Source organism: Paenibacillus sp. FSL R5-0470 (assembly GCF_037975205.1).
Lineage (GTDB): Bacteria > Bacillota > Bacilli > Paenibacillales > Paenibacillaceae > Paenibacillus_AQ.
Genome location: NZ_CP150238.1, coordinates 3,130,560 through 3,145,166, shown reverse-complemented (window position 1 = coordinate 3,145,166; position 14,607 = coordinate 3,130,560). Strand labels below are relative to the sequence as shown.

15 protein-coding genes and 1 riboswitch are annotated in these 14,607 nt (G+C 39.9%); of the genes, 2 read left to right on the top strand and 13 right to left on the bottom strand.

The window, feature by feature from the left end:
- Positions 1–397: 397 nt before the first annotated feature.
- The 8 genes from MKY99_RS13855 to MKY99_RS13820 all read right to left on the bottom strand — a co-directional run bounded on the left by MKY99_RS13855 (position 398) and on the right by MKY99_RS13820 (position 8,538).
- Positions 398–1,708 carry a voltage-gated chloride channel family protein gene (locus MKY99_RS13855; RefSeq protein WP_339271105.1) on the bottom strand — a complete coding sequence of 437 codons (1,311 nt, stop codon included), beginning with the start codon at positions 1,706–1,708 and terminating at the stop codon, positions 398–400.
- A gap of 68 nt (positions 1,709–1,776) precedes the next feature.
- A riboswitch (Fluoride riboswitch) is annotated at positions 1,777–1,838 on the bottom strand.
- A 7-nt stretch (positions 1,839–1,845) separates the two neighbouring features.
- Positions 1,846–2,565 (bottom strand): YebC/PmpR family DNA-binding transcriptional regulator, encoded by a 720-nt coding sequence (locus tag MKY99_RS13850; protein WP_339271636.1) that lies wholly within the window; start codon positions 2,563–2,565, stop codon positions 1,846–1,848.
- A gap of 168 nt (positions 2,566–2,733) precedes the next feature.
- Positions 2,734–3,843 (bottom strand): 5-methyltetrahydropteroyltriglutamate--homocysteine S-methyltransferase, encoded by a 1,110-nt coding sequence (locus MKY99_RS13845; protein ID WP_339271103.1) that lies wholly within the window; start codon positions 3,841–3,843, stop codon positions 2,734–2,736.
- A gap of 16 nt (positions 3,844–3,859) precedes the next feature.
- The gene (locus MKY99_RS13840) at positions 3,860–4,792 is read right to left on the bottom strand and encodes a LysR family transcriptional regulator (RefSeq protein ID WP_042187960.1); all 933 of its coding nucleotides are present in this window, start codon (positions 4,790–4,792) and stop codon (positions 3,860–3,862) included.
- Between the two features lie 122 nt (positions 4,793–4,914).
- Positions 4,915–6,030, bottom strand: coding sequence for a phosphodiester glycosidase family protein (locus tag MKY99_RS13835; RefSeq protein WP_076285807.1), 1,116 nt, complete (start codon positions 6,028–6,030; stop codon positions 4,915–4,917).
- 175 nt (positions 6,031–6,205) lie between these two features.
- Complete coding sequence (locus tag MKY99_RS13830; RefSeq protein WP_339247948.1) at positions 6,206–6,907, bottom strand: hypothetical protein; 702 nt, start codon at positions 6,905–6,907, stop codon at positions 6,206–6,208.
- Positions 6,885–7,601, bottom strand: coding sequence for a hypothetical protein (locus MKY99_RS13825; protein ID WP_339271101.1), 717 nt, complete (start codon positions 7,599–7,601; stop codon positions 6,885–6,887). The genes MKY99_RS13830 and MKY99_RS13825 overlap by 23 nt, the downstream gene beginning before the upstream one ends.
- Complete coding sequence (locus tag MKY99_RS13820; protein ID WP_339271099.1) at positions 7,594–8,538, bottom strand: ABC transporter ATP-binding protein; 945 nt, start codon at positions 8,536–8,538, stop codon at positions 7,594–7,596. The genes MKY99_RS13825 and MKY99_RS13820 overlap by 8 nt, the downstream gene beginning before the upstream one ends.
- Before the next feature lie 185 nt (positions 8,539–8,723).
- Between MKY99_RS13820 and MKY99_RS13815 the strand changes: the two genes are divergently transcribed.
- Together MKY99_RS13815 and MKY99_RS13810 are read left to right on the top strand one after the other, a co-directional pair.
- Positions 8,724–8,945 (top strand): helix-turn-helix transcriptional regulator, encoded by a 222-nt coding sequence (locus MKY99_RS13815; RefSeq protein WP_042127498.1) that lies wholly within the window; start codon positions 8,724–8,726, stop codon positions 8,943–8,945.
- Positions 8,926–9,372, top strand: coding sequence for a hypothetical protein (locus MKY99_RS13810; RefSeq protein ID WP_339271097.1), 447 nt, complete (start codon positions 8,926–8,928; stop codon positions 9,370–9,372). The genes MKY99_RS13815 and MKY99_RS13810 overlap by 20 nt, the downstream gene beginning before the upstream one ends.
- A gap of 105 nt (positions 9,373–9,477) precedes the next feature.
- Here the strand turns inward: MKY99_RS13810 and MKY99_RS13805 are convergent, their stop codons facing one another.
- The 5 genes from MKY99_RS13805 to MKY99_RS13785 form a co-directional block, all read right to left on the bottom strand.
- Positions 9,478–11,019, bottom strand: coding sequence for a TPM domain-containing protein (locus tag MKY99_RS13805; protein ID WP_339271095.1), 1,542 nt, complete (start codon positions 11,017–11,019; stop codon positions 9,478–9,480).
- 126 nt (positions 11,020–11,145) lie between these two features.
- Complete coding sequence (locus tag MKY99_RS13800; protein WP_339271093.1) at positions 11,146–11,658, bottom strand: hypothetical protein; 513 nt, start codon at positions 11,656–11,658, stop codon at positions 11,146–11,148.
- Between the two features lie 70 nt (positions 11,659–11,728).
- Positions 11,729–12,091: an acylphosphatase gene (locus tag MKY99_RS13795; protein WP_339271091.1), complete on the bottom strand. Its 363-nt coding sequence runs from the start codon at positions 12,089–12,091 to the stop codon at positions 11,729–11,731.
- 164 nt (positions 12,092–12,255) lie between these two features.
- Entirely contained in the window at positions 12,256–13,194 is a 939-nt protein-coding gene (cysK, locus tag MKY99_RS13790) for a cysteine synthase A (RefSeq protein ID WP_339271089.1), read from the bottom strand.
- A 70-nt stretch (positions 13,195–13,264) separates the two neighbouring features.
- Entirely contained in the window at positions 13,265–14,290 is a 1,026-nt protein-coding gene (locus tag MKY99_RS13785) for a LacI family DNA-binding transcriptional regulator (protein WP_149644424.1), read from the bottom strand.
- Positions 14,291–14,607 lie beyond the last annotated feature (317 nt).

The window sequence follows — 14,607 nt, the reverse complement described above, 5'->3', positions numbered from 1 at the left end:
AAGACACTGCACCCTTAGGTGCAAGCCTTCTGCTTGTCAGTACACGAATGAACGGCACAAACATATAAATGTCAGTGTAGAAACTGAGCAATATAACACAAAAGGCTGTAGACGAAAATTGTCTACAGCCTCTTAATCATTAACATCGGAAGATGGCGCAATCAAATAAGCATGAATAATCACACTAAAATGACCTAGCTATCTTTCGATGATATAAAAAGCGATTCGCTTTTCGATTAAGCTCCGGACAACGTTTCATCGTTTGTATCCGATTGTTCGGAGCAGCCTCTGGTATATAACTTTACAGTTTCTACATGAATCATGTTAAACCATCCCTTCGTTTGGTAACAGTTTAAAACGCATGCCGTTACTTGTCAACTTAGAACGGGAAATGTTGTTATTTTTTGCGAGGTCGTTTAACATTACTTATTCTAGTCCCTTGAGGAATTGAAATGAACTGGCTCTTCGATACACCAATAAGCTGTGAAGTATAAATACTACTATGTCCGGAGAATAAATAACTCACCACACAAGCGATGAACATGTATACAGCACCCTCTGAACCAAATAGCTCTATCCCCATTAAAAAGCAAGCGATAGGCGTACTGGTAGCTCCACAGAAGACAGCAATGAATCCGAGAGCAGCCAGAAACGGTCCATATACATGTAAAATGCCAGCCAAAGCATTGCCTAACGTGGCTCCAATCGCAAACAACGGTGTAACCTCACCACCCTGAAATCCTGTTCCTAAGGTAAAGGCAGTAAAGATCAGCTTCCACAAAAAAGCGAACGGCGAGACATCACCCTCAAAAGAATCCTTGATTAAAGGGATACCGAGCCCCAGATAGTCGCGTGACCCTACAACGAATACTAAGGCAATGATAATTAAACCACCTACTGCACCTTTTATCATTGGATTGCTTATCATGGCGGTGAAGGTTCTTTTTAGAAAATGAGTCAGTTCACTAAAAAGCATACTCACGAGACCAAAAATTACAGAGGCCAATACCACTTTTAGAATAATCATTAAACTTAAGGCTGGAAATTCATTCACTACATAGTGAGTATGATGAACGCCCCACAATCGAGTGGTGACCAGATCACCAACAAAGCTAGCCACAAAACATGGAAGTAATGCCTGTTGGCTAATAAGTCCAATGGTTACTACCTCTAGACCAAATAAGGTTCCAGCCAGCGGTGTTCCGAAAATAGAACCAAAGCCTCCGCTAATCCCGCACATTAACAGTATTTTGCGATCTAACGGGCTGATTTTGATTAATTTCCCAAACCACTCCGCGAGGCTTCCTCCCATTTGTACAGCTGTTCCCTCCCGTCCGGCAGATCCACCAAACAAGTGAGTGACTAGTGTTCCTAACAATACTAAGGGTGCCATGCGTAATGGAATGGTCTCTGTACCATCCTGAATTTGTTCTATAATAAGGTTATTTCCTTTAGCGCTGTTTTTTCCGTAACGCATATATAAGAAACTAACAAATACTCCCCCAAGAGGCAGCAAATAAAGTAGCCATGGATGCTCTAAACGTACATCTGTTACATAGTCTAAGCTTTTCAGAAAGAAAGCCGAGGCAGTTCCCGATAAGAGTCCAACCACACTTCCGAGTACAATCCATTTGATAAATGTACTCCAAAGTGCAAAATGACTTCTTTTCTTCACGAATTCATGCCATCGTGCAGACCATTGATTCATAACAGCAACTCCCAAAGTCAGTATAAATTAGTCTCTAGCAACAAAACAGACTCCTACCAGTGAAGCTCACTCTGGTAGGAGTCATTAGTCTGAAGAGACGGTTGTGGCGAACTCCATCGCCTTGTTATATGTTATTCTTAGTCCTCAGAATCTACGTTATGATACACTTGTTGAACATCTTCTAAATCTTCTAAGGCATCAATCAATTTTTCGAATTGAGCTTGTGCATCTTCAGGAAGTGTTACATAGTTCTGTGGAAGCATGTTCAGCTCAGCAACCGTAAACTCAGTGATTCCTGCATTCCTGAACACTTCTTGTACAGCATGGAACTGATCAGGTTCAGCGTACACGATAACCGCTTCATCCTCTTCTAGAACATCACGTACATCAAGTTCTGCATCGAACATCATCTCAATCACTTCATCGGCACTTTTACCTTCTACACCGATAACAGCCGTTGAGTCAAACATGTAGGCTACAGATCCGCTGACACCCATATTCCCGCCATTCTTACTGAATGTAGAACGGATCAAAGGCGCTGTACGGTTAACGTTATTCGTAAGTGCATCGACGATGATCATCGAACCGTTAGGTCCAAATCCTTCGTAACGAAGCTCTTCATAATTCTCATCACCGCTGCCTTTGGCTTTATCCATTGCGCGGTCAATAATGGCTTTTGGTACATTGTAAGTTTTTGCACGTTCTAATACAACCTTCAAGGCCCGGTTTGCTTCTGGATCGGGTTCACCTTTCTTGGCTGCTACATAAATCTCAACACCAAACTTTGCATAGACGCGACTTGTGTTGGCGTCTTTGGAGGCTTTCTTTTCCTTAATATTATTCCACTTACGACCCATATTGTTCCCGCTCTCTTTCAACATGAATTAATAACAATTGTTACTTATTATACCCTTGATTAATAGCTCTAGTAAAGTGCGCTGGTAGGTTAATCCTCTAAGCTGTTACAATACACGCTTAAAAAAGGCCCCTAAATCAAACAGGAGCCTTCTAAAAACTTATTTTATTTATACCCAAACCTCTTGGGCTGTTTCAATTACGAGACGTATTTTATCCCACTGCTCTTCTTCGGTTAGGATATTTCCTTCCTCGGTGGAAGCAAACCCACATTGAGGACTTAAGCAAAGCTTCTCAATATCTACATATTGTGCCGCTTCTTCAATACGCGCTTTGAGCTGCTCTTTGCTCTCAAGACCACCATGTTTCGTAGTTACTAGTCCCAATACCACAAATTGATCTTTAATAAATCGTAAGGGCTCAAAATCGCCCGCCCGCTCATTATCATACTCCAAGAAAAAAGCATCCACTTTAGTATTCGAAAAAAGTTCTTCGGCCACAGGCTCATAACCACCAGCTGCGAACCATGTGGAACGGAAATTACCTCGGCATACGTGAAGCGCGATCGTCATATCACCTGGACGATTGGCAATGCTCTCGTTAATCAGCCTAACATAATCCTTAGCCAACTGATCTGGATCTGTACCTCTGCTTCGTAAATGCGCCCGATGTCTACCACTACACAGCGTTCCCCAAGTTGTATCGTCTAACTGGAGGTAACGGCAGCCTGCATCATAGAACGCTTGGATTGCAGTTCGGTAAACAGCAATAATATCTTGGAATAGGGTTTCTTGATCCGGGTAAACTTCATTCCCGTTAAAGTCCTCCACAAAGTGAAATAAAGCGGGTGAAGGGATCGTCATTTTCGGAATTCGGTCTCCTGCCATTTGTTTCAAAGCGATAAATTGGTCGATCATTGGATGATCTTCAAAGGCAATCCGGTCCACGATTCGAAAAGATTCCGCGCGCTGAACCGCTTCCGCTCTTCCTTGATTTAAGTTAATCTTCTCAGTTCCTTTAATCCCTACAAAGAAATCGAGATGCCACCAGGAACGGCGAAATTCCCCGTCTGTGACCGCCAATAAACCCACTTCTTTTTGCAGTTCCAGTAGTTTGGCGATTTCAATATTCTCAATTTCATGAAGCTGACTGCCCGTGATTTCACCATTGTCATATTGGAGGCGGGCTGCTTTTATCTCATCCGTTCGTAAGAAGCTGCCAACGATATCGTAGCGAAAGGGTGGAGCATTTCTCTGGGTGCCAATTACGGGTCTAATCATACCGATCCTCCTACTGCTATAGTAAAAAATGATTTAGATCAAAATAACTTCCTGAAACCAGGTCATTCAAAATCTCGATATACTTAGATGCCATTACACTCGGTCTGCGATCTTTATGCGCTATCCAGCCAACCGTAAATACTTCATTGCTCTCAAAAGGAATCGTCTTCAGTCCATCACCATTTAGATCAGACGCCAGAATTCCTGTGCCTACCGTATAGCAATCCGTACCCATTAATAAATTGGTCAGTGTCGCTCGGTCATTCACCTTAATATTCTTCTCAATTTGTGAAAAGCTTAACATTTCCTCTGAGAAGTGCAGTGAATTGTTCTCCCCCTGTTCAAAAGTAATATAGGGGAATGGCACAATATCATCCTGTGTAATGACGTCCTTATGAGCCAGCGGGTGCCCGGTTCGAACATAAAGATGCGGATCGGTATTAAAAAGTGGTGTGAATTTCAGATTGCCATCACTAAACAGTTTATTCATATGCTTATAGTTACTCTCGTTAATATAAAGAATTCCTAAATCACTGCGCAAGGTACGTACATCTTCGATAATCTCGTAGGTTTGCGTCTCTCTCAAGCTAAAGTTGTATTCTGAGACATCATTGTGCTTCATGAGATTTACAAAGGCGTCAACCACAAAGGCGTAGTGCTGCGTAGAGATGGAAAAATAGATCGGACTACGCTTTTTCCCCGTATAACGATTCTCCATAAGCTCTGTCTGTTCAATAATTTGGCGGGCATAACCCAGGAATTCCATTCCCTCAACGGAAATACTGATTCCACGGTTGGTCCGCTCAAAAATCGTAATCCCCAGTTCACTTTCTAACTCTTTAATGGCATTGGACAGGCTCGGTTGAGAAACAAAGAGCTTCTTTGCCGCCTCATTCATGGAGCCACTATTTGCAATTTCGATAGCGTAGCGGAGTTGTTGCAACGTCACTCCTATTCCCCCTGTTCCAGACCTGTTAGTTCTGTATTCTGTTTCATGCTAGGTGATATCGTAGCATATTTTCATATGGCAATCCAAGATAATCCTTATCTTATTTACGTATTAAGAGTGCTTTAGCGTGTACGCTTCTTAGCAGCATCAATTTTGGAGGGGTCAAGTCCCTTCCAAATATTCGGCATATCGACTTGCTCAGGGTGCTCAAACACAAGAAAAGCCGTAGGTAAATATCGTTCCCCATATTGAGAAGATGGCTTGTTCATAATCTCGTTGTCTTTTACCAGTACGGTAGAAGAACCCCCATCCAAATTGGCAGCAATCACTGCTCCATGCTTAAGAAGGATTTGCTGCACATCGTATAGATTTGCACCAATACTATAAGTAGGTTGTCTTCCATCAATAACAACAAATATAATCGCTCCGTCAGCTCGCTGGCCCATCGCTGTTCTTGGTGCAATTCCCCAACCTTCAGCCGCGTTCTTAATTAATCCTTTTCCATTGACGATTAAACGAGGGCTAAAAGTTACTGCCTCCTGAACACCCATTCTACTAATCTCGTCTAAAGAATAATTTCCAGCAACCATCTTCCCTTGTTTATCAAGACCTACGATTTGCGTGGATTTCTTGCCACCGAGACCGTTGTAATATAACTTACCTTGTGAGATCACAATACCGATAGGTTTAAATCCGTTACCTTTCCAGTTGGGGTCAGCGAATCCACCACCGTTGACTCCAGCGATAGCACCTGTGCGCTTCACCATACTAGTTACTTTCTCACCTGATCCTACCTTATCCGGAATTCCCAAACGAACTTTAGTAGGATCATTAACGATCATGACATATCCGGAATATCCAGTACCTGAGACATTTTCTATCTCGACCAGTGGTTTCTCTTTTACTTCAGGTTCAGGAGTGATGGTATGTGTGTCCTTTTCGACCCCCATCTCTTCAAATTGGGCGCTATATTCAGTCACTCTGTTCTTTAATCCGTCCTCACCAATAATATATTTAGCCATGTAGCGGTGCTGTGTTGTAATCAGTGTATCAGCGATTGAATAGCGCAGATTTTTAGCCGAAGGTGCAAAGTAAAACCAACCGCCTCCAGCAATCAACAAAATTAAGCAGAATAAAAACACTTTGGATAGTGTTCGGAAAAAGCTCCGTTTCTTACGTTTTTTTGTTGGCTTCTTTTTACGTACGGTGGAACGTTGAGGTAATGATGAAGTGCTCACTTCTTTTTCCTCCCTGACTATTACGGAATTTGAAAATAAATGTCTAACTTTATCATAGACGATAAATTCCATGAAAAGTTTCTGTTAAGGGAATTACTAGTTATACGTAAGTTTCTGAGCATACACAAAAATATCGCCGTACGATCCTCATCATACGACGATTGTTAGTTCTCTTTTATAATTTCGCCATTATTTGTGGTCTCTTTATTCGCTGCAATACATAACAAATGAAGAATAGATTTATTCCCAGCAAAATAATCATAATCCCTGCTGACCATTCTAATGGATGCTTTACACCAAATGTAACCAGTAAAGAAGGTACCATCGTCAAGAAGCTTAGTGCTGAAGCAATATGTAATCCTTGTCGTGGCTTTTGCATTACCATGGATAATATTCCAGTTATAAAGATCATGAATATGCAAATCAGAAGATTATCAAAGATTAATATACTTTGTGCTGTTGAGAACCAAATGAGGCTGGTTTCATGCATGAAAACATATTGGATGAAGTTTGCGCTCAGCCAAGTAAACAATGACGACACTACCAGCATTACTAATGAAATCAGGATTGCAATCATACTCTTCCCAATGAACATTGACTCTGTTCGTATTGGCGTTGACAATAAAGATTCAAAGGTCTTATATACTTTTTCTCCTCCAATCGAATATGAGATCATATTTACTGTTATTCGAGGCACACCTAGAGCCATAATGATGATTGGATAATAAAAGTTCAATTTGCCAAAATAAATATAGGCTAGCATCGTAAAGATGGCTGGTGCAACGATTAAGAAAAGCATGCTAAACCGAAATCGCTTTAAAGCTACGAAATATTTCCATTCATGATGAAGAACACTAGACATTTGTGATTTCATCAAAAACACCTACCTTCTTATATGACTCTGCAAGAAAATACGAACGATCCATTTTCTTAACTTTTATAAAGATAAAATAAGAGTTAACCCCTACCAAAACGACTAAAAATACTGCTGATAGTAAATAAGTAGCCACCATCAAATGCTGAGTAAATGAATTAAAAAGAATAACAATATAAATATAAATCGGATAAAAAACTACGCTTAGCTTACTATTCGCCTTCAGGATATCATCAGAAGTAATGGATCGATCTACTCCTATTAAAGTGACGGCTAATAAAATATGAAAAAATAGAATCAACATACCTACCCATTCCCTAAAATTGATTTGAAAAGGCTCATATGTGAAACTCTTCACTAATAGCATTAAAATGAATATGGATAAATAACAAACTCCACTGCTAACGATGCAAAACATACATTTTCCATAAAATAGGCTTCTGCTCTTAATTGGTGAGGATAATAATGTTTCTATCGTTTTCATTTCTTTCTCACCCGCAAAGCTATTGGCTGTCCATTGCTTTAACAGAGTAAGTGGAAATAAGATTGATCCGCTCAACAAAACAGTATCGTTCATTTGAAACACAGGAGCTACGATCCCTATGAGAACTACAGCACATAAATGAAAGATCAGAGCGCCTTTATCCTTGAAATACTCTTTTATCTGCATCCTAAAGACGGTTTCTATTTCATTCATTTGGTTTCTCACCATTTTCTACCTGCATATACAGCTCTTCGAGGTCAAATTCCTTAGTTTCAATATTCTTCACATCTATCTCTAATGTGGCTAACACTTTGATCAACTTCGAAATCGCAATATTTTCTGTTAGTTCAACGATAATGGTGTTTTGCTGTACCTTGTATTCAATATTTATTTCAAGACTAGACAACGCCTTATGAAGACGTTCCAAATCAGCGGACAAATCTTGGTTGCAGATAATACGGACTTTACTATTGGCTTGCTCTTTTAATGCTGCCATTGTGTTAGTATATACGTTTTTCCCATGTCGCATTATTGTGATCTTATTACAGATCTTTTTTACTTCTTCTAAATTGTGTGTGGTCAAAATAATGGTGGTCCCGTACTTTTGTGCTAAATCATGCAGCATTACTCTTAAATGATCGATGCTTACTGGATCTAGTCCATTCGTGGGCTCATCTAATAAAAGGATTTTAGGTTTGTGAAGTAAGGCTCTAGTTAAAGCAACCTTCTTCTTCATCCCTGTAGAAAAGCCCTTAACAGGCAAATGCTTCTTATCTAGTATTTCAAAATCACTCAATAGCTCGTCTATTCGTTTGTCGTAATCACTACGTTTCATACCATATATTTGAGCAAAATAACTTAAGTTATCATATACACTCAAAGGCTCATATAACCCAACGTCTTCTGATAAAACACCACACATTTTACGAACAGTGTCACCCTCTAGATTAGGATTACAACCAAATACAGATACCTCTCCCTCATCAGGCTCTAAAAGTCCTAATAAGAAACGAAGAGTAGTTGTTTTCCCAGCTCCATTATGTCCCAATAAGGCGTAAACATCTCCCGCCTGAATGGAAAGGCTCAATCCATTGATAGCATCTACACGCCCGAATGTCTTTTTTACATCTTTCAGTTCAATTTTCCGCATCGCACAATCCTCCTTAATAAACCCAATTTAAGTATAGCAGACTATACATTTATTGTATAGTTAACTATACTTATTTTGATTGTGATAATTTTTTTTATTGATATAATAAGAAAGTACGACGTTGTCGTTTTCGGTTTTCATCATGAAAGCAATTTTCGATATTATTTAATACATGGGAGCATGACATGAAAACAAGAATAAGAGAATTGCGAAAAGAGCGAAAAATATCTCAAGAGGAATTAGCAAAAGCGGTTCGTGTCACTCGGTTAACCATTATTTCAATTGAGAATGAAAAATACACAGCTTCTTTAATCCTTGCTTATAAAATAGCTAAGTATTTTGGATTAACGATTGAGGAAGTATTTGATTTCTCTGAGGTGGAGGAAAATGATGAATCAAAAATATAAAGCGAGGATTCAAAAACGTTTACGTACCAAAATAATTATCGCTGTTATTGGTGGACTTGCTGTAATAGGTACCTATATTATTAAATTGCTCAATACCACGGCAGATTTTGCTTCTATTGATGCGTATATCACAGGATTTTTCTTTGGTATTGAAGGCGTCTGTATAATGAACATAATACAGCTTAGAAAGATGCTTAAAGACGAGAATGCGCTTGAAGAAATGGTGATTTATGAAGAAGATGAAAGAAATCAAAGTATCAAATTAAAAGGTTACAACTCCACTATAAATTTAATGATTTGGTTGCTTTCATTTGGAAGTATTATCTCATCTTTCTTCAACCAGGTTATCTTTTTCACATTGGCAAGTGTTCTTGTGGTCTTGTTAGTCGCGTCTTCATTATTCAGATGGTTTTACACTAGAAACTGAGTGGGGTACATAAGCTCCCTCCTCCAATTAAAATAGCTGTCTCAGTAGTAGAATTTCTACTTGTGAGACAGCGCCTTTGCACCTCTTATTAATTGCATGATTTATTCAGTGTCTACCCGCTCCGCCACCACTGCTGGCGCTACCCCCACCACCTGATGAGGCACCACCGCCGGAATAACCTCCTCCACCGGAAGAGCCATTATCATTATTAGAGTAGCTGCTGCTGGAAGAGCTGGAAGAGCTAGAAGAATGTCTACCTGCACCTCCGCCACTACTCGAGCCTCCGCCCCCACGATTCTCGTTGCTTGAGGAATATCGTCCTGCTCCGCCACCTCTAGTAGATCCGCCTCCACCACTGTTTCCCCAGAAGCTTGACTGTGAGTTATTGGATGGTGTGTTTCTATGATGATGGTGGTGATTATGATGGTGATTATTATAACGTCTGTGCCAACGTCTACCATAACCGTAATCCGCTTGACCGTACCAATTCCCATACCGACGAATATTTCTTGGGCTATACGGATTAAATGGCAAACCGTACATTTCAATATATTTATTGCGTCGTGAAAGACCATATCCGAACAGTATGAGCGGAGCAAATATCAATAAGTAAATTAGAAGGCCTTTTCCTACACTAACACTGGTCTCCTTTGCTGAAGTGGTTGTTGAGGAAGAATTGGCGGCTGTAGTGCCTCCACTGTTTCCCGTCGCTCCAACGGATTGATCCGCTCTAGCCAATAAGAAGCTGTACAAAGCATTAGAAGTTGCCGTAGCTCCCGTTCCGTAATCTTTTTTCACAAATTGGGGCTCAAGTACAGTATCCAAAATATTGCTGATTGCATCATTAGTTAGAACCTTGTCGATGTCCTTCCCTTGCAGAACATGATAGTTGTCTCCACCTATGTCTAGCACGAGCATAACATCCTTAGGGCCAGCAGCAACGGAGGCAAACTTCATGTAGGTATAATCCTGAAGTGTTTTATCTCCTGCGTTCTTTACAGTAACCACATAAATTCCGCTGCCAGTTGTAGTTTTATATCTGTTGCTAGATTCATTCAAATAATCCTTTGTTACTTTTTTGAGTACACCGGCATTATCTGATACATAGTTTTTAGTGCCGACATTTTCCACCCAGGTCCCACCCATGGCTTGAATAAAAGCGCCATAAGTTTTACGTGCACCGTTACTATAAGTTTTAGCTGCAAAATCCGGCTCAAGATATTGAGAGAGAATATCTTTAATCTTACTGTTAGGCAACGTGTCCTCAATACCCTTACCTTGTACCGCCCAGTAGTCATCATCTTTTATAGAAAGCAGTAGCAACAGCCCGTTATTCTTATCCGCAGAGCCTACGCCCCAGCTATTGAATAGCGAAGTTGCATACTCTTCCATTGAAACTCCATTTGTAGAATCGACTGTCACCACTACGACTTGAGCACCCGTATCCTGATGTAATCGGATTCCATAGTTCACCATGTAATTCTCAGCTTTCTCGTCGATCACATTCGCAAAATCATTCACGTAAAATGACCCAGTATGCTTAGGTACAGCTGTCTTGGCTGAAGTTAAAACCGGAAGAAGCAAAACACTTAACATCAGGGTGGCAAGTGTGGTAAGAAGCATTTTTCTAAAAATTCTGTAGTTCATATGTACCTCCTGCTCTATCATAATCTCTTTTATTTATCGGTTACGCTCAGTTTACACAATAGTTCCATTTTGTTCTATTCAATAAACCACACATCCAGATGTTACATAAAGCCCCGGCCGCCAAATTCACATAAAGAAATTAGCACTTTCAGGTTTAGATATAGCTATAATAATGAAAATAATAATAATTAGGTTAATCAATATGCTTATGAAAAACTCTGATAATTTATTTTGATCTCTACGAAAAACTAATCGGTTTAACTGAAACCCTAATGATATTCCCTCACCAATTAAATTAATAGGCAATAATATTAAAGGATAAAGGGCTATTACATAGAGTAATTCCCAAAGCAGCGCCCCAACAATAAATAAGAGAATTACAAGACCAATATGTATCAACGGCCACATTAAAATGATTGTACTGAACACGGATGTCCCTTCAATTAAAAATCCAAGCATTATTCCAACACTAATCAATAAACAAAGAAAACTCAAAGAGGACCCAAAGGGTACAGCCGCGTGGCTGAATACCTTTCCATCGAATTGATCAATAATATCAATACCATATATAAAGCAAGCGATTGTTAAAATGATCAGAAGAATGAACTGAGAAACTTTAATCCCAATTAATCTATTCATGTTTTTCTCCTCTATCTTCCTAATCTAGCGCAATATAATCTACTTCTGAATTCTACTAATCCATATGTACTTATTTTACTATCGTGAAATCTTTCTCACTCTCATGAATAGGCAGATCACTCATAGTTACTTTCTTTACAGATGCCCGTTTCAATGATTTCATGCAATGGACTAGAAATGAGATTTGCTGTTCTTCCCCTTGCACTTCTACCTCTACACTTCCGTCTTTTAAATTTGTAACCGTACCCGTTAATCTCATTCTTTCGGCTATCGTATATATTTCCAAGCGAAATCCCACCTTTTGAACTCTACCCGAGAAAACTATTTGTTTTCTAACGACAGGACTTGAAGGAAAATCCAGTAACTGAATACGATTTGCATGCCAAATCACATAATTATTTCTAACTTTTTTGAACACATTCACACGTTTCATACTCCTTTTTTAGAACTACTACGATTTATGCTATATTGTACCATAGCTGTTGGTAAAATAAGGGGCTGAATTGATCACTCTTTAGTTACTAAATGCACAAAAAGACTCAGCATTCCGCTGAGCCTCCAAATTTGTATCAACTTCAAGTCATAGGTTGGTTCAAGCTATTCATTAAAATCAAACAGAGTAGTTGTTAAATAACGTTCACCAGTATCCGGCAAAATCACTACAATCGTCTTCCCTTTATTTTCTGGACGTTTAGCAATTTCTGTAGCTGTGTATACTGCGGCGCCAGACGAGATCCCTACAAGTAATCCCTCGGTCTTGGCAATTTCACGCGCTACATTAAATGCGTCTTTATTCTTCACCTGAAAAATCTCATCGACAACCTCTTTATTGTAAATCTCCGGAATGAAGTTAGCCCCAATCCCCTGAATTCCATGCGCACTAGGCCGGCCACCAGATAATACCGGTGAATCAAACGGTTCGATAGCGACGATCTGTACCGAAGGGTTCTTAGCCTTCAAAGCTTCCCCAACCCCTGATATGGTGCCTCCAGAACCAACACCCGCAATAAAAATATCTACATTTCCATCAGTATCCCGCCAAATTTCCTCTGCAGTTGTCGTTCTGTGAATTTCAGGGTTAGCTGTGTTGCTGAATTGTTGTGGAATGAATGCATGTGGAATTTCCGCTGCCAATTCCTCCGCCTTTTTCAGAGCACCGCTCATCCCTTCAGCTCCAGGTGTTAATACAAGCTTAGCACCAAGTGCAGCCATCACCTTACGGCGTTCAATACTGAACGTATCCGGAAGTACGATAATCAACGGGTACCCAAGGCTGGTCGCAGCCATTGCAAGGCCAATGCCGGTATTGCCACTTGTTGGCTCAATAATTACAGAATCTTTGTGAATTAAGCCTTTATCCTCAGCATCTTTGATCATCGCATAACCTATACGATCCTTGACGCTACCTCCAGGATTAAAAGACTCTAACTTGGCAAGGATTTTTGCTTCAACGTTCTGAGATTTACTATATTTCGAAATTTCCAATAACGGTGTATTACCAATCAAATCTGTTACGCTTTTATATATATTAGCCATAATAATCTCCTCATTTCATATTCCCCCATCAACTTACTTAGTATTAAGTCTAACAGGATTTAGAGGATTTTCAACCTGTCGTACTACGCTTAACTGAAACACTAGACTCTCGCACAATTAAACGCGGATCAAGCTGTACTCTTTGGTAGTCGCCCGTAATATTATCCTGAATGCGTTGCAACAGAAGCTGAGTAGCCAAACGGGCGACTTCATTTCCCATGATCGAGACCGAACTAATCTGCGGACTTGTAATGGTTGTCCATGCGTTATTATCCACCCCTACCACTGCCACATCCTCAGGAACACGAACGCCTAACTCTTTAAATCGGTTTACGATCCCTATAGCAACCATGTCATTTACAGCATATATTGCATCTGGCATATGGGTCAGGCTATAGAAATAATCTGCAGCTTGTACCCCCGTTTGCAAGGAGAAATCCTCTCCAAAATAAACCAAAGAAATATCCACTTGATTTAACGCCTGCTGATAGGCAAGATAACGATCTTCAATGAGATCCTTCTGAGCTCCTGCGTAAGCAATTCTAGTTCGGCCAATATTGCTTAGATGTTCCATGATTAGCTGGCCCTCAAAACGTGACAGGCTCACGACATCCGCTTTCACATTCTCTGTAATGCGTTTCCCGTAGTTAATGATGGAGACAGGAACACTCGATTTATTAATTAGCTCTACCATAGTCTTGGGATAAGCAAGAGGCATGATAATGAGTCCATCAACATGTAATTTCTTGATCTCACGAATCGTTTCGAGCTCTGTCCGCGGATTTCCGGAAGTATTAATCTGAATGACTCGATAGCCGTCCTGTTTAGCTGCTTGCTCCACGGACCAGGCGATATCTGGAATAATGGCATTTCGAATGTCGGGAACGGCCAGAGCGATTTGCTTCGTTTGGCGAATCTTCAGACTTTGTGCAGAGGTATTAGGTGTAAAACCCATCTCCTCAATCACTTGCAGTACTAATGCCTTAGTCTTGGAACTAATTCCCTCCGAATTATTAATCGCTCTTGAAACAGTAGCAATACCTACTCCCGCTCGTTTCGCTACATCCTCTATGGTTACTTTGTTTTTATTAGCCAAGTTGATAGTCCCCTCATTTTCGGAATCGTTTCCGTAATCATAGCTATTATTAAATCTATCCGTCTCATTCAAGCCGTTTTTACAATGTATTTATTATAACATATATGGACTTATAAAAGCACTTATAGCAAGTACCACACAGTCTATATATGCCTGCTACCTCTAAGTTTAGGTGAAATTTTTCACTAATTTTCGATATTAATATTTTAGTATTTAAATTTGACAATATGAAAATTATGTGACATATTTGTTCTCGGAAACGTTTCCTCTTTTCCAGGAGAAAAACACTATTTATTATCAATTAATTAATCTAGGAG

What these genes read in the sequence shown, in the direction of transcription:
- MKY99_RS13800 (WP_339271093.1), bottom strand. Translation starts at nt 11,658, where the DNA reads ATGAATAGATTAATTGGGATTAAAGTTTCTCAGTTCATTCTTCTGATC.
- MKY99_RS13855 (WP_339271105.1), bottom strand. Translation starts at nt 1,708, where the DNA reads ATGAATCAATGGTCTGCACGATGGCATGAATTCGTGAAGAAAAGAAGT.
- MKY99_RS13815 (WP_042127498.1), top strand. Translation starts at nt 8,724, where the DNA reads ATGAAAACAAGAATAAGAGAATTGCGAAAAGAGCGAAAAATATCTCAA.
- MKY99_RS13795 (WP_339271091.1), bottom strand. Translation starts at nt 12,091, where the DNA reads ATGAAACGTGTGAATGTGTTCAAAAAAGTTAGAAATAATTATGTGATT.
- MKY99_RS13825 (WP_339271101.1), bottom strand. Translation starts at nt 7,601, where the DNA reads ATGAATGAAATAGAAACCGTCTTTAGGATGCAGATAAAAGAGTATTTC.
- MKY99_RS13820 (WP_339271099.1), bottom strand. Translation starts at nt 8,538, where the DNA reads ATGCGGAAAATTGAACTGAAAGATGTAAAAAAGACATTCGGGCGTGTA.
- MKY99_RS13810 (WP_339271097.1), top strand. Translation starts at nt 8,926, where the DNA reads ATGATGAATCAAAAATATAAAGCGAGGATTCAAAAACGTTTACGTACC.
- MKY99_RS13805 (WP_339271095.1), bottom strand. Translation starts at nt 11,019, where the DNA reads ATGAACTACAGAATTTTTAGAAAAATGCTTCTTACCACACTTGCCACC.
- MKY99_RS13845 (WP_339271103.1), bottom strand. Translation starts at nt 3,843, where the DNA reads ATGATTAGACCCGTAATTGGCACCCAGAGAAATGCTCCACCCTTTCGC.
- cysK (WP_339271089.1), bottom strand. Translation starts at nt 13,194, where the DNA reads ATGGCTAATATATATAAAAGCGTAACAGATTTGATTGGTAATACACCG.
- MKY99_RS13850 (WP_339271636.1), bottom strand. Translation starts at nt 2,565, where the DNA reads ATGGGTCGTAAGTGGAATAATATTAAGGAAAAGAAAGCCTCCAAAGAC.